This window comes from Pseudomonas sp. NPDC087346 (genome assembly GCF_044744235.1).
GTDB lineage: Bacteria > Pseudomonadota > Gammaproteobacteria > Pseudomonadales > Pseudomonadaceae > Aquipseudomonas.
Map to the genome: position 1 here is coordinate 21,221 of NZ_JBIUXX010000009.1, position 21,485 is coordinate 42,705.

Annotated in this window: 15 protein-coding genes; 6 read left to right on the top strand and 9 right to left on the bottom strand. The window is 58.7% G+C overall.

Annotated features, from left to right (window positions below; genetic code table 11):
* The 9 genes from lysS to ACIOZM_RS07680 all read right to left on the bottom strand — a co-directional run.
* On the bottom strand, positions 1-1,281 hold a 1,281-nt coding region (gene lysS, locus ACIOZM_RS07640; protein WP_401211479.1), incomplete at its 3' end, for a lysine--tRNA ligase.
* A gap of 114 nt (positions 1,282-1,395) precedes the next feature.
* Positions 1,396-2,491 (bottom strand): peptide chain release factor 2 gene (gene prfB, locus ACIOZM_RS07645; RefSeq protein ID WP_401211482.1). Its coding sequence is split into 2 segments (ribosomal slippage): positions 1,396-2,418 and positions 2,420-2,491, totalling 1,095 coding nucleotides; the frame shifts between segments, so codons are not numbered across the junction.
* Positions 2,492-2,708: 217 nt separating this feature from the next.
* Complete coding sequence (locus tag ACIOZM_RS07650) at positions 2,709-3,710, bottom strand: diguanylate cyclase domain-containing protein (RefSeq protein WP_401211485.1); 1,002 nt, start codon at positions 3,708-3,710, stop codon at positions 2,709-2,711.
* A gap of 48 nt (positions 3,711-3,758) precedes the next feature.
* Positions 3,759-4,769, bottom strand: coding sequence for a chemotaxis response regulator protein-glutamate methylesterase (locus ACIOZM_RS07655; protein WP_401211488.1), 1,011 nt, complete (start codon positions 4,767-4,769; stop codon positions 3,759-3,761).
* Complete coding sequence (locus ACIOZM_RS07660; RefSeq protein ID WP_401211491.1) at positions 4,766-7,054, bottom strand: hybrid sensor histidine kinase/response regulator; 2,289 nt, start codon at positions 7,052-7,054, stop codon at positions 4,766-4,768. The genes ACIOZM_RS07655 and ACIOZM_RS07660 overlap by 4 nt, the downstream gene beginning before the upstream one ends.
* Positions 7,051-7,734: a chemotaxis protein CheW gene (locus ACIOZM_RS07665; RefSeq protein WP_401211494.1), complete on the bottom strand. Its 684-nt coding sequence runs from the start codon at positions 7,732-7,734 to the stop codon at positions 7,051-7,053. The genes ACIOZM_RS07660 and ACIOZM_RS07665 overlap by 4 nt, the downstream gene beginning before the upstream one ends.
* Complete coding sequence (locus ACIOZM_RS07670; protein WP_401211497.1) at positions 7,731-9,002, bottom strand: CheR family methyltransferase; 1,272 nt, start codon at positions 9,000-9,002, stop codon at positions 7,731-7,733. Before ACIOZM_RS07670 ends, ACIOZM_RS07665 begins: the two co-directional genes overlap by 4 nt.
* Positions 8,999-9,535: a chemotaxis protein CheW gene (locus tag ACIOZM_RS07675; RefSeq protein WP_401211499.1), complete on the bottom strand. Its 537-nt coding sequence runs from the start codon at positions 9,533-9,535 to the stop codon at positions 8,999-9,001. The genes ACIOZM_RS07670 and ACIOZM_RS07675 overlap by 4 nt, the downstream gene beginning before the upstream one ends.
* On the bottom strand, positions 9,535-11,097 hold the full coding sequence (locus ACIOZM_RS07680) for a methyl-accepting chemotaxis protein (protein ID WP_401211916.1): 1,563 nt from the start codon (positions 11,095-11,097) through the stop codon (positions 9,535-9,537). The genes ACIOZM_RS07675 and ACIOZM_RS07680 overlap by 1 nt, the downstream gene beginning before the upstream one ends.
* 584 nt (positions 11,098-11,681) lie before the next feature.
* On the opposite strand from ACIOZM_RS07680, the gene ACIOZM_RS07685 reads away from it, so the two are divergent.
* From ACIOZM_RS07685 to ACIOZM_RS07710, 6 genes are all read left to right on the top strand, one after another.
* Positions 11,682-12,197 carry an Hcp family type VI secretion system effector gene (locus ACIOZM_RS07685; protein ID WP_401211501.1) on the top strand — a complete coding sequence of 172 codons (516 nt, stop codon included), beginning with the start codon at positions 11,682-11,684 and terminating at the stop codon, positions 12,195-12,197.
* Positions 12,198-12,288: 91 nt separating this feature from the next.
* The gene (tssI, locus tag ACIOZM_RS07690) at positions 12,289-14,577 is read left to right on the top strand and encodes a type VI secretion system tip protein TssI/VgrG (protein WP_401211504.1); all 2,289 of its coding nucleotides are present in this window, start codon (positions 12,289-12,291) and stop codon (positions 14,575-14,577) included.
* Positions 14,578-15,134: 557 nt separating this feature from the next.
* Positions 15,135-15,497 (top strand): hypothetical protein, encoded by a 363-nt coding sequence (locus ACIOZM_RS07695; RefSeq protein WP_401211507.1) that lies wholly within the window; start codon positions 15,135-15,137, stop codon positions 15,495-15,497.
* A 24-nt stretch (positions 15,498-15,521) separates the two neighbouring features.
* Positions 15,522-16,262: a DUF4123 domain-containing protein gene (locus tag ACIOZM_RS07700; RefSeq protein WP_401211513.1), complete on the top strand. Its 741-nt coding sequence runs from the start codon at positions 15,522-15,524 to the stop codon at positions 16,260-16,262.
* Positions 16,259-21,208, top strand: coding sequence for an RHS repeat-associated core domain-containing protein (locus ACIOZM_RS07705; protein WP_401211516.1), 4,950 nt, complete (start codon positions 16,259-16,261; stop codon positions 21,206-21,208). The genes ACIOZM_RS07700 and ACIOZM_RS07705 overlap by 4 nt, the downstream gene beginning before the upstream one ends.
* A 9-nt stretch (positions 21,209-21,217) precedes the next feature.
* Entirely contained in the window at positions 21,218-21,481 is a 264-nt protein-coding gene (locus ACIOZM_RS07710; protein ID WP_401211519.1) for a hypothetical protein, read from the top strand.
* Positions 21,482-21,485: the final 4 nt, after the last annotated feature.

The following is a 21,485-nucleotide window of genomic DNA, read 5'->3' on the forward strand; positions in this document are numbered from 1 at the left end:
GTCGTTCAACTCGGAGTAGGCGTTGGCGATTTCACGACCACCGATGAACAGCTCGAAACGGTCGGTGACGTTCGGGTTGTCGTCGTTGCGACGGGCCAGCGGCGACACTTCGAACGGGTACTGAGTGATGAAGTGCGGCTGCTCGAGTTTGTGCTCGACCAGTTCTTCGAAAATCATCACCTGCAGCTTGCCCAGACCTTCGAAGCCCAGCACCTTGGCGCCGGCCTTCTTGGCGATGGCGCGAGCCTTGTCGATGTCGTTCAGATCATCGGCGGTCAGCTCAGGGTTGTACTTGAGGATCGAGTCGAACACCGACAGGCGCACGAATGGCTCGCCGAAGTGGAAGACTTTTTCGCCGTACGGTACGTCAGTGCTGCCCAGAACCAGCTGCGCCAGTTCACGGAACAGTTCTTCGGTCAGGTCCATGTTGTCTTCGTAGTCGGCGTAAGCCTGGTAGAACTCCAACATGGTGAATTCAGGGTTGTGACGAGTCGAAACGCCTTCGTTACGGAAGTTGCGGTTGATCTCGAACACTTTCTCGAAGCCGCCGACAACCAGACGCTTGAGGTACAGCTCAGGCGCGATACGCAGGAACATTTCCATGTCCAGCGCGTTGTGGTGGGTTTCGAATGGCTTGGCTGCGGCGCCGCCCGGAATGGTCTGCAGCATCGGCGTTTCGACTTCGAGGAAGTCACGTGCCATCAGGAAGCTGCGGATGTGCGCGATCACTTGCGAACGCACGCGGAAGGTCTGGCGCACTTCTTCGTTGACGATCAGGTCAACGTAACGCTGACGGTAGCGCTGTTCGGTGTCGGTCAGGCCGTGGTGCTTGTCCGGCAGCGGACGCAGCGACTTGGTCAACAGACGCACGTTGGTCATTTCAACGTACAGGTCGCCCTTGCCGGAACGCGCCAGGGTACCTTCCGCGGCAATGATGTCGCCCATGTCCCAGGTTTTCACCGCGGCCAGGGTGTCTTCGGACAGGGTTTTACGGTTGACGTAAACCTGAATGCGGCCGGTCATGTCCTGGATCACCATGAACGAGCCACGGTTGAGCATGATGCGACCGGCAACCTTGACCGGGATTGCAGCCTCTGCCAGCTCTTCCTTGGTCTTGTCGGCGTACTTCTTCTGCAGATCTTCGCAGTAGTTTTCGCGACGGAAGTCGTTCGGGAAGGCATTGCCCTTGGCGCGCTCGGCAGCAAGCTTTTCCTTGCGCAGGGCGATCAGGGAGTTTTCTTCCTGTTGCAGGGCTTGCGGGTCGAGTTGTTGGTCGCTCATGTCTTTAGATATTCCATCAGGTTCGTTGCCCCCGGGCCTTGCGGCCCGGGGATCGCCAGCAGGCTGGCTCCTACAGGGATCGAGTTGAATCAGTCGATCCTGTGTTGCGTCTTTTTACAGCCCCGATTTCAGGCTTGCTTCCAGGTATTCGTCGATGTCGCCATCGAGCACCTTGTCGCAGTCGCTGCGTTCGATGTTAGTGCGCAGATCCTTGATCCGCGACGCATCGAGCACGTAAGAGCGGATCTGGTGACCCCAGCCGATGTCGGACTTGGTGTCTTCCAGCGCTTGCGACGCGGCGTTGCGCTTCTGCATTTCCTGCTCGTACAACTTGGCCCGCAGCATTTTCATGGCGGTGTCTTTGTTGGCGTGCTGGGAACGTTCGTTCTGGCAACTGACCACGGTGTTGGTCGGTACGTGGGTGATACGTACGGCCGAGTCGGTGGTGTTTACGTGCTGACCACCGGCACCGGAGGAACGATATGTGTCGATCCGCAGGTCTGCCGGGTTGATTTCGATTTCCACCTTGTCATCGATCTCGGGCGAGACGAAAACCGCGGAGAACGAGGTGTGGCGACGGTTGCCGGAGTCGAACGGGCTCTTGCGCACCAGACGGTGGACGCCGATTTCGGTACGCAGCCAGCCAAAGGCGTATTCGCCCTTGATGTGCACGGTAGCGCCCTTGATGCCAGCGACTTCACCAGCCGACAGCTCCATGATGGTCGCTTCGAATCCGCGTTTGTCAGCCCAGCGCAGGTACATGCGCAGCAGGATGTTGGCCCAGTCCTGGGCTTCGGTGCCGCCGGAACCGGCCTGGATGTCCAGGTAGGCGTTGTTCGGGTCCATTTCATGGCTGAACATGCGGCGGAATTCGAGCTTGGCCAGATTGGCCTCGAGACGGGCCAGCTCGGCGACGACATCGCCCACTGCGCCTTCGTCGTTCTCTTCGACGGCCATGTCCAGCAGGTCACGGCAATCGGCCAGACCAGCGTTCAACTCGTCGAGCGTATCGACGATCAGCGCCAGCGCAGAGCGCTCGCGGCCCAGTTCTTGGGCGTATTCAGGTTTGTTCCAGACGCTCGGATCTTCAAGCTCGCGATTGACTTCGGTCAGACGCTCATGCTTTTGATCGTAGTCAAAGATACCCCCGAATAGTTTCGGAGCGCTCGGACAGGTCCTTGATGGTGTTCAGGATCGGGTTGATTTCCATGACGGGCAGCACTCGTTGGCGAACTTTTGAAAGCCGGCGAGTATAACGTAATCAAGCTGTCACGGCAGCCCGTCTGGCGGCTGTCGGGGTTAATCGCTTGACACAGACCTGCACCATTCAACTGTAGGAGTGAGCCTGCTCGCGATTAGGGTGTGTCAGACAACAAAGATGTTGAATGTCAGATCGAATCGCGAGCAGGCTCACTCCTACAGGGTGTCTACTCGATACCCACCTGGTTGCGACCATTGTTTTTGGCCAGATACAGGCCTCGATCCGCCGCCGAAATCAGCAAGCGGCAATCGCTGCCCGTCTGCGGCACCATGGTCGCCAGGCCGATGCTGATGGTCAGACTCGCCCCGTCACCCGGTGAATTGTGCGGAATCTTCAGCGCCGCCACGGTCTGGCGCAGTTTCTCCGCCACCAGCCGAGCGCCGCCCGGCGAGGTGTTCGGCAGCACCAGCGCGAATTCCTCACCGCCGTAACGGGCAGGCAAGTCCGATGGCCGGGCACTGGCGTCGCGGATTGCGGTAGCGACCTTGCGCAGCGCCTCATCACCTTCGACGTGGCCGAAGGTATCGTTGTAGGACTTGAAGTAATCGACGTCGATCATCAGCAGTGACAATTGGCTCTGATCACGCAACGAACGGCGCCACTCCAGCTCCAGGTACTCGTCGAAGTGACGGCGGTTTGACAGCCCGGTCAGGCCATCGGAGTTCATCAACCGTTGCAGCACCAGATTGGTGTCGAGCAACTGCTGCTGACTGACGCGCAGCGCGCGATAAGCCGCATCGCGTTGCAGCAAGGTCATGTAGGAGCGCGAGTGATAACGGATGCGCGCCACCAGTTCGATGGTGTCCGGCAGTTTCACCAAATAATCATTGGCCCCCGCAGAAAACGCCGCGCTCTTGATCAGCGGGTCTTCCTTGGTCGACAGCACGATGATCGGAATGTCCTTGGTCGCCGGATGATTGCGATATTCGCGCACCAGACTCAGGCCATCGAGACCGGGCATCACCAGATCCTGCAGGATCACCGTCGGCTTGATCCGCACCGCGTGAGCCACAGCCTGATGCGGGTCGGAGCAGAAATGGAAGTCGATGTTTTCTTCATTCGACAGCCCACGGCGCACGGCTTCGCCAATCATCGCCTGATCGTCCACCAACAACACCATAGCGGCGTTTTCGTCGGTTTTAATGTCGTCGATCTGTAAGTCATTCATGGGCGGTCACCTGAGTACTGCGGGGGCCAGGATTGCGGATAAAACTGTTCATTTGGGGAAAATCTCCAGCAATCGTGGCGCTATCTTTTCCAGTGGGCGAATTTCTACGGCTGCATCAATCGCCGCTGCGGCTTTGGGCATGCCATACACCGCACTGCTTTGCTGATCCTGCGCGATGGTCAGATAACCCTGTTGGCGCATGAGCTTAAGCCCTTGCGCCCCGTCGCGTCCCATCCCGGTCAATAAAACCCCTACCGCGTCACCATTCCAGTAATTGGCGACACTCTCGAAAAACACATCAATCGAGGGTCGGTAGATCTCGTTGACCGGTTCGGCGGTGTAGGCCAGCGTGCCGTTCTTCAGTAATCGAATGTGGTGATTGGTCCCGGCCAGCAGCACCTTGCCGCTTTGCGGCGGCTCACCTTCGCAGGCCAGACGCACATCGAGGCCGCTGGCGCTGGCCAGCCATTCGGCCATGCCGGCGGCGAACACCTGATCCACATGCTGCACCAGCACAATCGCCGGGGAAAAATCCCGTGGCAAGCCCTTGAGCAGCACTTCAAGCGCCGCCGGGCCGCCAGCGGACGAGCCGATGGCCACCAGCCGCTGACACGAACCCGAACTGCGCGGCGACGCCGGCGCGGCACGCGAACGGCTGGGTTTCTCGCCGATCAGCCAGCCGATATTAAGAATCTTGCGCAGCAACGGCGCCGCCGCTTCCTGAGCATTGCCAGCGCCAATGGCCGGAGTATCAACCACATCCAGCGCGCCATGGCCCATCGCTTCGAAGACCCGATGCACGTTCTGCTGGCGGTCGACCGTAACGATGACGATGGCGCACGGGCTCTCGGCCATGATCCGTCGCGTGGCTTCGACGCCGTCCATCACCGGCATGATCAGGTCCATCAGGATCAGATCCGGGGTGTTCTCTGCGCACATGCGCACCGCTTCGGCACCGTTGCCGGCGACCCAGACCACTTGATGCGCCGGCTCGAATGCCAGCGCCCGGCGCAGGGCTTCCACCGCCATGGGCATATCATTGACGATAGCAATCTTCATGCCCGCGCTCCTCCGATGAGCTCGACCACAGCATCGAGCAGGGCGTCGTCATGAAAACTGGCCTTGGCTAAATAATAGTCGGCGCCAGCGTCCAGTCCACGACGCCGATCCTCTTCGCGATCCTTGTACGAAACGACCATTACCGGCAGCGATTGCAGACGGTTGTCGCGGCGCAACAGCGTGACCAGTTCAATGCCATCCATACGCGGCATATCGATGTCGGTGATCAGCAAGTCGAAGTTCTCCGAACGCAAGGCGTTCCAGCCATCCATACCGTCCACCGCGACGGCCACGTCATAACCGCGATTGAGCAACAGTTTGCGTTGCAACTCGCGCACGGTCAGCGAGTCATCAACCACCAGAATCCGCTTGCGCACAGCTTCCACAGCCGTATGACCGTTGCGGGCAATCCGTTCAAGACGTCCGGTATTGAGCAGTTTATCCACCGAGCGCAGCATGTCTTCGACATCGACAATCAGCACCACCGAACCATCGTCGAGCAAGGCTCCGGCGGAAATGTCCTGCACTTTGCCCAGACGCTCGTCCAACGGCAATACCACTAAAGTTCGCTCGCCAATGAAGCGCTCGACCGCCACACCGTAGATCGCATCGCGCTCACGGATCACCACGACTTTCAGGGTCTCACCGCTGTTCTGGCTCGCCGGACGCAGCAACAACTGACTGGCCGCGACCAGCCCGACATGCCGGCCCTCGTGCCAGAAATGCTGACGCCCCTCGACTTGCACGATGTCCTGCGGCTCCAGATCGCACATGCGCTCGATGTGCGCCAACGGAAACGCGTAAGCCTCGTCGCCGACTTCCACCACCAGACTGCGCACCACCGACAGGGTCAGCGGCACTTCCAAATGGAAGCGGCTGCCCTCGCCCGCTGCTTGCTCCAGCACCACTGCACCACGTAACTGGCGGACCATGTGCTGCACCGCGTCGAGCCCGACGCCACGGCCGGAGACTTCGGTGACTGTGTCGCGCAGGCTGAAACCGGGCAGAAACAGGAACGTCAGCAGCTCTTCTTCGCTCAACTGCGACGCCGTTTCGGCTGGGGATAACTGGCGTTCGACGATGCTGCGGCGGACCTTTTCCAGATCGACGCCGTTGCCGTCATCGCTCAGTTCCAGCACCAGCAGACCGGCCTGATGCGAGGCTCGCAGACGGATCAGACCTTCTTCGGGCTTGCCCTGGAGCAAGCGTTGCTCCGGGGTTTCGATACCGTGATCGACCGCGTTGCGCAGCAGATGGGTCAGCGGCGCTTCGAGTTTTTCCAGAACGTCGCGATCGACCTGAGTCTTTTCGCCTTCAATCTCCAGTCGTACCTGTTTGCCGAGACTGCGGCCGAGGTCGCGGACCATGCGTACCTGTCCGGTCAGCACATCGGCAAATGGCCGCATGCGACAGGCCAGCGCGGTGTCGTACAGCACCTGCGCACGCTGGCTCGCTTGCCAGGCAAACTCATCGAGTTCGGCGGTTTTCTCCGTGAGCATCTGCTGCGATTCGGAGAGCAAACGCCGCGCATCCTCCAGTGCCTCCAGCGCTTCGAGGCCGAGTGCGTGCTCCTTGAGATGGACGTTGAGACTTTCCAGCGCCCGCAGGCCGTTGTTCTGCATGCGCTTGAGGCGCTGCATGGTCGCCAGATGCGGTTTGAGGCGCTGGGTTTCGACCAGTGATTTGCTCGACAGATCGAGCAGACTGTTCAAGCGTTCGGCGGTGACGCGCAGTACCCGCTCGCCCCCCTCGGTGGTGCGTTTGTTCTTGCGCGAGGCGGGATCGGCGATCTCCACCGGCAGCTCGACTGGCGCCACTGGCGGGGTCAGTTCGACCATGGGCGGCGCTTCGAGCTGCAACTCAGCCATCGGCGCTGACACCGAAACTGGCGCCGCCGAAGGATCAAGCAGCCGCGCCATCAATTGCACATAGGCTTCGATGTCCGCCGGTTGCGGGCCGTTGGCCGGCGTGGCGATGCGCATCAGCAGATCGGTGCCCTGCAACAACGCATCGATGTGCTCGGGACGCAGAAACAACCGGCCTTCCTGCGCACTGACCAGACAATCTTCCATCACGTGCGCGACGCTGACGCCACTGTCGATCCCGACGATCCGCGCCGCACCTTTGAGGGAGTGCGCGGCGCGCATGCACGACTCAAGGTAATCGGCCTGGGTCGGATTGCGCTCCAGCGCCAGCAGCCCGGTGCTGAGCACTTGGGTCTGGGCCTCAGCTTCAAGGCTGAACAGCTCAAGCAGGGACGCGTCGCGCATTTGCTCGGGGGTCATGTGAGGCTCCGGGTCACGGCGGACAGCAACTGTTCTTCATCCAGCCAACGCAGGCTGCGGCCGCGAAATGGCAACACGCCTCGGGTGTATTTGGCGCTGGCCTGCGCGCCGGAGCGCGATGCGGCGTCGAGGATTCGCTCATCAATGGCATGAATCCCGTCAACTTCATCCACCGGCACCACCACCGGGCCACCGTGGGCGGCGATGATCAGCATGCGCGGCATGATCCGCGCGCCCGTGGCCGGCGCAACATTGCCGTCCAGATCGAGCAGCTCGACCAGTGACAGGCACGCCACCAGCGCCCCGCGCACATTGGCCACGCCGAGCAAGGCGCGCGAACGCTGATGCGGCAGCGAGTGAATCGCCTGCAACGGCGCCACCTCCACCAGACTGCGCGTCGCCAGCCCCAGCCACTCTTCGCCGAGACGGAACATCAGCAATGAACGGGTTTTGACGTCGGTTTCAATCGCCGTGGCGACTGGATCGCGCTCGTCCTGCTGCAACGCATAACGGTCGAGCAGGCGCGTGGCGGCGGCGGAATACACCGAACAATTACGGCAATGAATATGGTCTTCGAGCAGCGGACAAGACTTGTCGCCGTGGATGCCGATGCGGTTCCAGCAATCGTCGATGGCCTGTGCGTCGTCATGGGTGACGTTCAAGGTGTCGGACGGGATCATCGTTTACGCTCACTGTCGGCGGTGCGTGTGCTGCGGGCGGCACGCTCCTGCAATCGTCTGGCACCGGCGCTGTCACCCTGGGCTTGCAGCAACGCAGCCAGATGCATCAGCGCTTCGGGGTGTTGCGGTTCGAGGTACAAGGCTTTGCGGTAATGACTTTGCGCTTCGAGGGTCAGGCCGGCGACATCGCTGAGCAGGCCGAGCCAGTAAAACACCTGCGCCACCGGTTCATGGCTGCGCAAATACTGTTCACACGCAACGCGGGCCTCGGCACTTTTTCCTTCGTTGGCCAGCGCCGCGATATTCGCCAGCAAGGTCGTGGCATCCGGGTTCGGGCTTTTGCTGGTCACCGGCATTGGCGTCACGCCAGCAAACGGTCGATTGCGCAGCACTGGCGGCGGTGTGACGCGCACCGGTTGGCGCACGGGCAGCGGCACTGGTGCCGGCGTCGGTAACGGCTCGGGATGCGGTTCGCTGTGGCGACTGAAGGCGAATGACTGCGGAATACCAATCGAACGCATGCCCAGACGCCCGAGCAGACTGCCCTCGGCCGGGCCGATAAACAGCACGCCGTCTTCATGGGTCAGGCGTTTGAGCACTTCGAAAACCTGCTTCTGGGTCGGCTGGTCGAAATAGATCAGCAGGTTGCGACAGAACACGAAATCAAACGCTGGCTCACTGGCCAACAGTGCTGGATCGAGCACGTTGCCGACCTGCAAGCGCACCTGTTCGCGCACGTTGTCGTTGACCCGATGACCATCCTGCTCGGCGATGAAATGCCGCTCGCGATAGTCCAGTTCCTGCCCGCGAAACGAATTCTTGCCGTACAAACCGCGTCGGGCTTTTTCCACCGACAGCGGGCTGACGTCCATGCCATCAACCTTGAACTGATGGGGCTTGAGCCCGGCATCGAGCAGTGCCATGGCGATCGAATAAGGTTCTTCACCGGTGGAGCACGGCAGGCTGAGGATGCGCAGCGCACGCATGTTGTTCAGCTCGCCCAAGCGCTTGCGCGCCAGTTTGCCGAGCGTGGCAAAGGATTCCGGATAACGGAAAAACCAGGTTTCCGGGACGATCACCGCTTCGATCAGCGCCTGTTGCTCGTCCCGCGAGCCCTGCAGCAAATACCAATATTCGTCAGCATGCGCCGCTTGCGAAAGCGTCGTGCGTTGGCGCACTGCGCGCTCGATGATCGCCGGCCCCACCGACGTGACATCGAGGCCGATGCGTTCTTTGAGGAAGTCGAAAAATCGTTGGTCGCCGCTCATGGCAGCTCCTCAAGCCGCGCCGGGTCCAGTACTGGCGTCGGGAACAGCAAGACCCGCACCGACTCATCGAGCAAGTCGTTGACCCGCACCCATTGCACCAGCCCCTGTGCATCTTCGCGCACCGGACCGAGGTAAGGCGTCTGGCGGTTGTCGAGCCCGTACGGTTTGAAATCCAGCGGATCGCAACGCAGGGTATCGGTCGCCTGTTCAAGGATCAGTCCGAGCCATTGCGCCGCCTGGCTCTCGTCCGGCTGGTAATGCACCAGCACCAGTCGCGTGCTGGTGCGCGCCTGAGCCGGTACGCCGAAGGTCAGCGCACTGAGGTCAATCACCGGCACCACTTTGCCGCGATAGGCAAACACCCCGGCGACCCATTCCGGCGCCCGGGCAATCGGCTTCAACGGCAGACGCGGCAGCACCTCGGCGACTTCGGTCGCACGCAAGGCGTAACGCTCGTTGCCGATGCGAAACAGCAGGAACAACGCCTGCTTCACCACCGGAGCAGCGCCGCGTTTGGCGGTGATTTCGCTCATCAGACTTTGAATCGCGAAACGCCGCTGCGCAGCCCGACGGCCACCTGGCTCAGTTCATCGATGGCGAAACTGGCCTGACGCAACGACTCGACGGTCTGGCTGCTGGCGTCGCCCAATTGCACCAGTGCGTGATTGATCTGCTCGGCGCCCGTGGCCTGGGCCTGCATGCCTTCGTTGACCATCAACACCCGTGGTGCCAGCGCCTGCACCTGATGGATGATCTGCGACAGCTGCTCACCGACCTGCTGCACTTCAGTCATGCCACGGCGCACTTCTTCGGAGAACTTGTCCATGCCCATCACCCCGGCAGACACCGCCGACTGGATCTCTCGGACCATTTGCTCGATGTCATAAGTGGCGACCGCAGTCTGATCCGCCAGACGCCGCACTTCAGTGGCAACCACCGCAAAACCGCGACCGTATTCGCCGGCCTTCTCCGCTTCAATCGCGGCGTTCAGCGACAGCAGGTTGGTCTGGTCGGCAACCTTGACGATGGTCACCACCACCTGGTTGATGTTGCCGGCCTTCTCATTGAGGATCGCCAGTTTGGCGTTGACCAGATCCGCCGCGCCCATCACCGAATGCATGGTGTCTTCCATGCGCGCCAGGCCTTGCTGGCCGGAGCCGGCGAGTACCGAAGCCTGATCGGCAGCGGTGGAGACTTCGGTCATGGTGCGCACCAGATCCCGCGAAGTCGCGGCGATCTCGCGGGAGGTCGCGCCGATTTCAGTGGTGGTGGCGGCGGTTTCGGTGGCGGTGGCTTGCTGCTGTTTGGAAGTCGCGGCGATCTCGGTCACCGAGGTGGTCACCTGCACCGAGGAGCGTTGGGCCTGCGAGACCAGCGAGGTCAGCTCGGCCATCATGTCGTTGAAGCCGGTTTCCACGGCGCCGAATTCGTCCTTGCGATCAAGGTTGAGACGCGAACTGAGGTCGCCGGTGCGCATGGTTTCGAGGATCTGCACGATGCGGTTCATCGGCGCCATGATTGCGCGCATCAACAGCAGACCGCAGGCGCCGGCTGCCAGAATGGCTATAAGCAGGGAAATACCCATGCTGACTTTCGCCGCCGCCACCGCATCGTCGATGTTGTTCATGGCTTCGTCGGCAACGGCTTTGTTTTCACGAATGATGTCGTTGAGTTTCATCCGGCCAGCGGTCCACGCCGGGGTCAGCTTGTCGTTGAACAGCTGAGCGGCCTGCTCGTCCTGATCGCGCTGATGCAGGTCCAGCACAGCCGCCTGAACCTTGTTGTAGTCCAGCACGTCCTGCTGAAACAGAGCGAATTCGCTCTTGTCCTGATCCGTGGTCACTGTCGCGAGATAGTTGCCCATCTGCTCTTTCAGGCGCGCCTCGAACGACTTGAAGTCCGCCGCGTCTTCGGCGCTGATTCCCTGCCCGCGTTTCAGGCCAAGCAACTCTTGCGTCTGCAAATAACTGTCGACCCAGGCACTGCGGATCATCGAGCTGTAATACACGCCGGGCACCGCGTCTTGCCGCACGCTTTGCTCACCGGCCTCGATCTTCAACAACCGCGAATACGAGACGACGACCATCAGCAACATGATGGCGATAATCACCGCAAAGCTCGCCAAAATGCGTTGGCGCAACGTCCAGTTCTTCACAGTGAGTCCTCGTGCCTAGTCGAAATGCGGGGAGTATAGCCGAGGGCGGTGTTTCATTTATAAGACGCTTTACCGCCCCCTCGCCTTCCAGTGTCAAACCCGGATCGGCTCTGGCTAGGGACTTTCCAGCAAGCACGGTGCCACTGACCAGTGACGGATCAGCAGAAAAGGGCGATGGATCGGTCATTTCGCAGCTGACCAATTCTAACCAGTGATGGCCATGCGCCTTAGTGCGCAACTTCTTGCGCACTTGTTTTCGAAATTTCACTAACGACTTGGCTACAGCCCTTGGCTACCTTGGGCTGTAGCCGAGTGCGCAACTTCTTGCGCAGTACTGCGCAAGAAGTTGCGCACTTTCCGCTTTAAATCGCGGTGAATTTTCCTGCAAGCAGCGATCCAGAGCAATCTGCTCCCCGGCTCACGGGGACTTGAGAAAACCTGGCACGCTCCTTGATAACTGTCTGGCCCCCACCGGGCGATTTCGCCTCCGGGCCCTTAAATTATTCCGCAAGGAGAGCACCCTCATGGCAACACCAGCGTACATGTCCGTTACTGGCGAGAAACAAGGCCTGATCACTGCCGGCGCATTCACCGCCGACTCCGTTGGCAACACTTACCAGGAAGGCCACGAAGACCAGGTTATGGTTCAGGCTTTCAGCCACGACGTGATCATCCCGCGTGACCCACAATCGGGTCAGCCAACCGGTCAGCGCGTTCACAAACCAGTTGTGATCACCAAGGTCTACGACAAGGCTTCGCCTCTGCTGCAAGCTGCTCTGACTTCGGGCGAGCGCATGAGCGAAATCGTTATCCAGTGGTACCGTACTTCTGCTCAAGGTACTCAAGAGCACTACTACACCACCAAACTGGAAGACGCGATCATCGTCGCCATCAACAACAAAATGCACAACTGCCAGGACCCGGGCAACTCGCACTTCACTCACCTGGAAGAAGTGCAGTTCACCTACCGCAAAATCACCTGGACCCACGAAGTATCCGGCACTTCAGGTTCCGATGACTGGCGTCTTCCAGTCGCTTGATTGCGGCTGATCGTTACAAGCATCGGCCAGCTCTGCTGGTCGATGTTGTTTTCGCAATTACGGATATTTGTGACAGCACGAGGAACAACGGATGTTCGCGCCGGCCAATGAAACCCACTTTGCCCTGACCATCGAAGGTCTTTCCGCTGACTTTCAGGTTTTCACCCTGACCGGTCGGGAAGCCATCAGCCAGCCTTTTGTATTCGAGGTAGAGCTGGTCAGTGAACAGCCGTCGCTGGACCTCGAAACCCTGCTGCACAAACCGGCCTTCCTGCAACTGTCGCCCGACGGCAGCGGCATTCATGGCCAGATCTATCGCGCCGCGCAAGGCGATTCCGGCAAACGCCTGACGTGCTACTCCGTGACCCTGCGCCCGCAACTGGCGTATCTGGCGCACCGCTTCAACCAGCGCATTTTCCAGAACCTCACGGTGCCAAAAATCATCGGCATGGTTCTCGAAGAGCACGGTATCCAGAGCAACGCCTACCAATTCAAGACCGGTTCGATCTATCCCGAGCGCGTTTATTGCGTGCAATACGATGAATCGGACCTGCATTTCATCCAGCGTTTGTGCGAGGAAGAAGGTATCCATTACCACTTCCAGCACAGCGCTACTGGTCACCTGTTGCTGTTCGGCGATGACCAGACCGTCTTCCCGAAACTCGCTCCCGTGGCCTATCAACAAGACTCCGGCATGGTCGCCAGCGACCCGGTGATCAAGCGCTTCGACCTGCGCCTGGAAACCCGCACCAGCCGCACCACGCGCCGCGATTACGATTTCGAAAAACCGCGCATCACCCTCGAAAGCGAAAACCGTGGCGATGCCCTGCCCGACCTCGAGGACTACGATTATCCGGGCCGTTTCATCGACCGTGAACGCGGCAAACATCTGGCCAAACGCGCCCTCGAACGTCACCGCAGCGACTTCCAGCTCGCCGAAGGCAAGAGCGATCAGCCGTTGCTGGTCAGCGGCCATTTCCTCGCCCTGACCCAACACCCGAAAGCCAAGTGGAACGACCTCTGGCTGCTCACCGAAGTCCTGCACGAAGGCAAACAGCCGCAAGTGCTCGAAGAGTCGGTCACCAGCGACACCACCGCGCTCAAAGACGATTTCCATCAGGGCTACCGCAACCGCTTTCAGGCCACCCCGTGGGACGTGCCGAACCGCCCACCGCTGCGCCATCCGAAATCACGCATCCTCGGCAGCCAGAGCGCCGTGGTCACCGGCCCGAAAGGCGAAGAAATCCACTGCGACCAGTACGGCCGCGTCAAAGTCCAGTTCCACTGGGACCGCGAAGGCCAGGCCGACGACAAAACCAGCTGCTGGCTACGCGTTTCCAGTGCCTGGGCCGGAGCCCAATACGGCGGCATCGCCATCCCGCGCATCGGCATGGAAGTGCTGGTGACCTTCCTTGAAGGCGACCCCGACCAACCGCTGATCAGCGGCTGCCTGTACCACAAGGAAAACACCGTTCCGTACGCGCTGCCGGCGAACAAGACCCGCACCACGTTCAAGACCCTCAGTTCCATGGGTGGCGGCGGTTTCAACGAACTGCGCATTGAAGACAAGAAAGGTCAGGAGCAGATTTTTCTGCATGCGCAGCGGGATTGGGACGAGAACATCGAGCATGACCAGAAGATTCGGGTCGGTAATGAACGTCACGATACGGTCGAGAAGAACAGCTACAGCGAATTCAAGGCTGAAGAGCACCACACGGTTTACGAGGATCGTAAGGTTGAGGCGCAGGCCAACGATCACCTGACGGTAGGCGTCAACCAGCACATCAAAATCGGCACCGGCCAGTTCATCGATGCAGGCCAGGAAATCCACCTGAGCAGCGGCATGAAAGTGGTGATGGAAGCCGGCGCCGAACTGACGCTGGTGGGGGGCGGCAGCTTCATCAAAATCGATGCCGGCGGCGTGACCATGAGCGGGCCGGCGATCAAGATGAACTCCGGCGGAGGCCCCGGCAGCGGCACACCTGCTGCCCCGCTGATGCCTGGCGTACTGAAACAGGCCGACGCCGACAACGCCGGCGCAGTGCTCACGCCAGCACAGATCAACACCCTGAAACGCAATGCGCCGTTCTGTGAGGAATGCGAGAGGTGTAAGGGAGGTGTATGCGGCATAGCGGAAACCAACACCCATGATTTGGTTTTTGTTCTTAACGACGACGTCACCGGCAAACCCAAATCAGGAATTCCCTATCAGATAAAGCTGGAATCTGGAGGTATTTTCAATGGCGTCACCGACAGTAAAGGTATGACCCAGAAAGTAGCGTCCAACAAACCGGAAAAAGCCACCATCGAGGCCCCCTATTATGGCGACAGTTCAAGCGACACTAACTCCGACTGCGGATCAGACGCCTGTAGCTGTTAGCGTTTCAGCTGATGAGCCCAGCGGCGCACAATGGGTAGGAAGATTCCTTGGTAGCGCCAGTCTTACCGCCCTTGCATCTCCTTTTCGCGAAGCAGTTACCAGTTTTCTAGACGCGCTAAGAGTCGCTGGTTCGACGGTACATATTTCTGCCACCTACCGACCTCCTGAGCGAGCCTATCTAATGCATTGGTCGTGGAAAATCGTTAAGCAAAGCTTCGATCCACGACAAGTTCCCAGTTACCCGGGAGGCGTAATAAACATCAAATGGGCACACACTTCCGAATCCGGAGCCTTTGATCAACAAGCCTCCACGCAGGGAGCACGGGCGATGGTAAATGGTTATGGAATCAGCGGACTCAATGTCGCTCCAGCACTTGCCTCTAGACACACACAAAAATTGGCAATTGACATGAACATCAGTTGGACAGGGACACTCGCGGTCAATAATGCCTCTGGAACATCCGTTTCAATAAGTTCAGCACCTAAAACCGGTATGAACAGCGACCTTCATGCCGTAGGCGCTACGTATGGCGTGATCAAATTTGTAGGCGGAAATAGTGACAAACCTCACTGGTCAAATGACGGGCACTAAAATGAACACAGTCTCGCCCTATCTTTTTCTTCTCGCGCTGATGTTTCCGCTTGTCTCCTGTTCGGCGGAAAACAAAAGTACCGTTCCTGACGACGTCTCAACGTACGTAAAAAACAGGGATAACTGCGACTCACTGCGCGGAGATATTCCCGAGCCCGATCCTGCGGACCCTGAAAACCTCAATCGGGTAGTCAGCGATATCAACAAATACTGCAAAGGCACCGATCAGCAGCTAAAGCAGTTGAAAGAGAAGTACTCGGGTAACGAGAGTGTTCTACAAAAGCTCTCGAATTACGAAGAAGGCATTGAAGCAGATATGAGTTTTTAGATTCACTCATCAAGGACGACTGTTGTGACATCTGAAAAAATCACTGCTCAAACCTGGCTATCCGAACGTCCCTTGAAGGCTGATGAACGTCTCTATCTGGTCATCAGCGCAGCAAGCGATGCCGAGCCGCTGAAACCGTTCTACCAGCAAGATAACGCAGCACAACTGCTGCCGATCTGGGGCGGAACACCGTATGCCGACTGGCAGCCGGTCATGCCCTACCTTGCCGAGATCAAACCTCAGGCCGGATTTCTGCAATGGGTTGCCGAAACCGATGCGCAGGACTGGGGCTGGCTGGCGGTATCCCGATCCGAACCGAACGAAGTGTTCGAGCATCTGCGCAGCCTGACGCAGGTGAAAATGCCGGATGGGACGGAGGTGTTTTTCCGCTTCTGGGATGGGCGGCATATCTATCCGATCCTTGAAGGGCTGGGCGCCACGGCCGGGGAAATCCTGCCTGTGTTTGAGCGATATCTTATCAATGGCCAAACGCTGGAGGTTGGGCCAAGGGTCGTGCCGAAGGCGAAGGATTGGCCGTGGTGGGAAATCCCCCAGAAGCTGTTGGACGAACTCGCCAAAAAAGACCACACCACCGTCGTCGACAACCTGCTGCAGTGGCTGGAAGAAGACTGTCCAGAACTGTATTTCGAATTTCCCGAAGCCAACTTGCGCAGAAAGGTTGAGCGCTTCGTACGTCAAAACGCCAATACCGAAGATATGGCAGAGCGCCTTGCCGCCCAGCTGACAAAGGAAGTCACGTCATGAATACCCCGATTGGTACCTTGGTTCTGCGCGTGCTGGACGCCAAAACGCCTGACGTGAGCCTGATCCTCAAAGACTTCAAAAACTGTCTGAGCGATTACAAGGACTGGGCCGATGGTTTCTGGACTGGCTGGGCGCTGGATGTCGATCAGACTTTCAAGGTCGGCAACGAAGTCAGCGTGACCAAACGCAAGACCAAAACCGGTGCCGTCGAGACCTATGCGACTTGCCCACTGGTGGGTGATTTCACGCTGATTCACATGTTCGAATCGGCGCGCTTCGTGCCCATCGGTAACACCCCGGTGAAGCTGGAGCTGGTCACCAAAGGGACGTTCTACGACGACGTCACCGGCCCGGTCATCGAAACGATGATTGGCCCCAGCGGCATCAAAGTGATCGACGGCTGCAAGAAAGGTCAGACCTATCGGATCACCTTTTTCCCTAATGTCTCCCAAAGCGACGTCAAGGCGTTGTATGACTCCTACCAAGGGCTGATCGGCAAACTCGACGGTTGGCTGCAAAGCGAATGGTCGAGCAAGTTCCAGCCGCAATGGGCCAGTTACTCGGCGGCGGATCGTGCCGGGCGTTCGGTCATCTTGCTCAAGCGCGCCCTCGACGGTTTCGAAGCGGCGCTGCTGCGGCTATGGGACGACATCAAAAGCCTGTTCGACCTGCTTGCCAATCCAAAGAAAAACTACGAAAAACTCAGCAAGTTTCTTTCGGATATCGAGATCGACAAACTCTATGCCGCCTCCAAGGAGTCGATCGCTTCGGGGTTGTTGATTCTCAGCGACGAGCCGCTGATGTTCATCTACGTCTCGGCGATTGTGGCGTGGGTCGGCATGCTGCCACCGCAGGTGGTTGTCGATGTCATGACGGCCATCGCGTCGGAGTTCCTGATCAACGTGGTCGTGGGTATCTGCCTCACGGGCGGTGCCGGGATCGCGGTCAGGGCGGGCACGAAAGTCCTGTCGACGGTCAAGTCCGGTGAGGCGATCAAGTACCTTGACGACCTGGCCTCAACCCTCATGACCCTGAGCGGCAAGCACAGCCTGCCCGCACATGCGGAAATATCGAAACCGGTGATCGCCAGCGCGAAAAACGTTCCGATGAAAGCGACTAAAACAGCAGCGATAAAAATCGATGAAGCTGTTGCAGAAGCTCCAAAACCTAAGGTGGTCAAACCTGACTCACGCAGCCAAGTGCCCCAGCAACCAGCGAAGAGTCAGTTGCCGAAAACTGCGGACACGCCAAAACAAGAGGTCAAGGACGCCTCTTCGTTTCCTCGGAGCAAGAAGCACAATCAAGGCAAGCTTGAGCCCAAGGAAAAAGTCGACAACGCACCCGCGCAGTCAAAGAACCCCGACGACAAGAGCGCCAGTTGCGCGAAAAAAACCTGCACCAACGGCTGCCCGGTGTCGATGGTCACTGGCGAAGAGTTGTTGACAATCACCGATGGCGAGCTGGCCGGGGTGTTGCCGTTCAGCTGGACTCGCCTCTACCGCACCAGCGCCGCCGAAATCGACTGTGGTCTCGGTTACGGCTGGAGCCACGCACTCGCCCAGCGAGTGGAAATCAATGGCGAAGAAGTCGTCTGGACTGACCACGAAAACCGGGTTACCACCTTTCCATTACCCAGTGTGCAGCGCCCGGCCATCACCAATAGCCTCTCGGAAGCGGCGATCTTTCTGGGTGACGATCCATCCGAACTGATCCTGACGCAGGCTGGTGAACGCAAGCAGTTCTACCACTTCCGATTTGACCGTAAAGGCGCGACGCTGATCGCCATCAGCGACAACTACGACAATCGTCTGCACATCACTCGCGATATTCATGGCCGGATCAAACGCGTGGACAACGGCGCTGGCCGCGCCCTTCTCGTGCGTTACGACCGTAAACACATCGTCTCTATCGACTATCAACAGTTCATCCCGGCAGACAACCTCGAAGATGCCTGGAGCACCATCCAGACGCTGGTCAGCTACGAATACGACACGCAGAGACGCCTGATCAAAGCGACTAACGCGGCAGGCGAAGCGGAGCGTTACGCCTACAACGAGCAGAACGTCATTCTCGAACGGCAACTGGCCGGTGGCGCGAGTTTCTATTGGGAATGGGAAAAGGAAGGCAAGTCCGCACGCTGCATCCACCACTGGGCCAGCTTCTCGCAGATGGATGCGCACTACGCGTGGGATGACAAAGGCAGTGTCACCGTCACCAACGCTGATGGCAGCGAAGAAATCTACACCCACGATGACAAGGCTCGGCTGGTCGCCAAAGTCGATCCGGATGGCGCAGAACATCTAAAAGCCTACGACGACAACGGCCGATTGGTCGCCGAAAAAGACCCAATGGGCGCGGTGACGGAATACCAGTACAACGAAGCTGGCCGATTGGTCGCCGTGTTGCCACCGGAGGATGAACCGACCACCTACGAATACCGCCACGGCTACGTCCGCGTGGTGAACCGTGGCCAGGCCAAATGGATTTACTGGCGCAACGATCAGGGCGATATCACCGAGCAAGTCGACCCGGACGGCAACTCGACCTTCTACAACTACGACCGTCAGGGCCGGCTGATGGAAATCAGCCACCCCGACGGCAGCCGCCATCAACTGAGCTGGAACAACCTCGGCCAATTGCTGGAAGAACGCCTGCCCGACGGTGGTCAGCGCAAATACCGCTACGACGCACTTGGTCGGCAAATCACCCGTCAGGCGGAAACTGGCGCCATCACTCAATACCAGTGGGATGCGGCCAATCGTCTGGCGCAGATCACCCTGCCCGGCGGCGCCACTCGCGCATTTACTTACAATCCGTACGGCCGCGTCACTGCCGAGCGCGACGAACTCGGACGCATCACCCGATACGAGTACGCCGACAACCTGCACCTGGTCAGCCGTCGTATCAACCCCGACGGCAGTCAACTGCGCTATCGCTACGACAATGCACGCCTGCTGCTCACCGAGATCGAAAACGAACGTGGCGAGCATTACCACCTCGACTATTACTCCAACGGTCTGATCCAACAGGAAACCGGCTTCGATGGCCGGCGCACCGCGTACGAATACGACCTCAACGGCAAATTGCTGAAGAAAACCGAGTTCGGCGACGATGCCAGCGAACTGATCACCGAATACCAGCGCGACGCCGCTGGTCGTTTGCTGGTGAAAACCCTGCCCGATGGCGAGGAAGTTCACTTCAGCTACGACGCCCTCGGCCGACTGGTCAATGTCGACGACGGCCACTGGCCGCTCGCTTACGAATACGACCTGCAAGACCGCCTCGTCACCGAACACCAAGGCTGGGGCACCACGCGTTACGAATACGACAACGTCGGCCAACTCATGCACTGCCGCCTCCCGGACGGCAGCACGCTCGACTATCGCCATCAACCCGGTGGCCAACTCAGCAGCATCGACCTCAACGGTTCGCGCCTGACCAGCCACCAGTTCAGCGCCGGTCGTGAACAACAGCGCCAGCAAGGCCTGCTGCTCAGCCAATACCAGTACGACGAACAAGGTCGGCTGCAAGCGCACAGCGTTGGTCAACGCGAGAAAAACCTGTTCCAGCGCCGCTACAACTACGACGCCAATGGCAACCTCGCCGGCATCGACGACAGTCGCAAAGGCAATCGCAGCTATCACTACGACCCACTCGATCGCCTGATCAGCGTGCGCGGCGCAACACCAGAGAGCTTCGCCCACGACCCCGCTGGCAACCTGCTCGGACAAGGCAACGCCCCTGCCGCCAACCTTGCCAACGTCAAAGGCAACCGTTTGTTGATGCAGGGCGACCGGCATTACGACTACGACGCCTACGGCAACCAGATCCGCGAAAGCCGTGGCACCGGGCAGAAACTGATCACAGAGTACCGCTACGACTGCCAACATCGCCTGATCGGCGCCAGCCTGCCGGGTGGCAGCACCGCAAGCTACAAATACGACGCCTTCGGTCGGCGCATCGAAAAAACCGTCGACGGCCAGACCACAGAATTCCTCTGGCAAGGCGAACGCCTGATCGCCGAAAGCGCAGACAACCGCTATCGCACCTACATCTACGAACCCGGCACCTTCCGCCCACTGGCCATGCTCGACGGCGAAGGCCCGCTGAAAGCGACACCGTTCTACTACCAACTCGACCACCTCGGCACCCCGCAGGAACTCACCGACTACAGCGGCGACATCATGTGGTCCGCCAAATACCGGGCCTACGGCAACCTTGCAGCGCTGGACGTCGCCGAGATCGACAACCCGCTGCGCTTTCAGGGCCAGTATTTCGATGCCGAGACAGGGTTACATTACAACCGGCACCGCTACTACAATCCGGGTACCGGACGGTTTTTGACCCCGGACCCGATCAAGCTTGCGGGTGGGTTGAATAACTACCAGTACGTGCCTAACCCTACGGGGTGGGTTGATCCACTTGGTCTAATGTGTGTAAAAGGGGATTGCCCTGACAGCTCATCTCCTTTAACACAGACGCAAATTGACGAAATTATTGCGACACCGAAAGGAATTCGGCCCGAACCTAGCAGCTATCTATCTGCCGACTACATCTCAGACCACTTGACTCAATTTGATGGTGGTGCCACCCGATTTATGACCCAAAACAACTTTGACAGATTTGGTATAGGACAACGAGATGGCACCTCTTTCGTGATGCCGAAAAGCGAAGCAGATAAATTAATTGCCTCTGCCAATGGAAATAGTTCCGTTTTAGAGAACACCCTTGGACTTGAACCGGGCTTTTTGGGCAATAATTCGCTGCTACGAATCGATATCACAAACCCAAAAGAGCTAAATTTACGAATTCCATCAGGAAACGAAGCTGGTGCCAACGACTTGTGGCTCCCAGGTGGCAAACTACCAAATGGAAATAGTGAAGCGATAATCGATGCCAAAGGATCGGTAGCGCCAACACTTGAAATATCAGCACTCAGCCTCTGAGGTATAAGAATGAAATTCTGCGACACTGTCATTAATACAGATGAACGCTTTACCGTAGGCATAGAAGAAACGACTGGAAAGTACTACGTATCCATCCCTGTTAGTAATCGTATGGTTGACTACGATGAATATTATGAAATAAGCCAAGAATCCTATGAAATATTCCTCAAAAATTCATCAGCGGCATTGACTTTTGTGGAGCGCTGCCGAGCCAGAGAGGAAGATGGCAAATTAATGTTCAAACCCGGAGCAGACCGTGGCACCCCGACTTAAGGTT

Coding starts and splice junctions, on each gene's coding strand:
- ACIOZM_RS07650 (WP_401211485.1), bottom strand. CDS start 3,710: ATGAATGACTTACAGATCGACGACATTAAAACCGACGAAAACGCCGCT.
- ACIOZM_RS07655 (WP_401211488.1), bottom strand. CDS start 4,769: ATGAAGATTGCTATCGTCAATGATATGCCCATGGCGGTGGAAGCCCTG.
- ACIOZM_RS07660 (WP_401211491.1), bottom strand. CDS start 7,054: ATGACCCCCGAGCAAATGCGCGACGCGTCCCTGCTTGAGCTGTTCAGC.
- ACIOZM_RS07665 (WP_401211494.1), bottom strand. CDS start 7,734: ATGATCCCGTCCGACACCTTGAACGTCACCCATGACGACGCACAGGCC.
- ACIOZM_RS07670 (WP_401211497.1), bottom strand. CDS start 9,002: ATGAGCGGCGACCAACGATTTTTCGACTTCCTCAAAGAACGCATCGGC.
- ACIOZM_RS07675 (WP_401211499.1), bottom strand. CDS start 9,535: ATGAGCGAAATCACCGCCAAACGCGGCGCTGCTCCGGTGGTGAAGCAG.
- ACIOZM_RS07680 (WP_401211916.1), bottom strand. CDS start 11,097: ATGTTGCTGATGGTCGTCGTCTCGTATTCGCGGTTGTTGAAGATCGAG.
- ACIOZM_RS07685 (WP_401211501.1), top strand. CDS start 11,682: ATGGCAACACCAGCGTACATGTCCGTTACTGGCGAGAAACAAGGCCTG.
- tssI (WP_401211504.1), top strand. CDS start 12,289: ATGTTCGCGCCGGCCAATGAAACCCACTTTGCCCTGACCATCGAAGGT.
- ACIOZM_RS07705 (WP_401211516.1), top strand. CDS start 16,259: ATGAATACCCCGATTGGTACCTTGGTTCTGCGCGTGCTGGACGCCAAA.
- ACIOZM_RS07710 (WP_401211519.1), top strand. CDS start 21,218: ATGAAATTCTGCGACACTGTCATTAATACAGATGAACGCTTTACCGTA.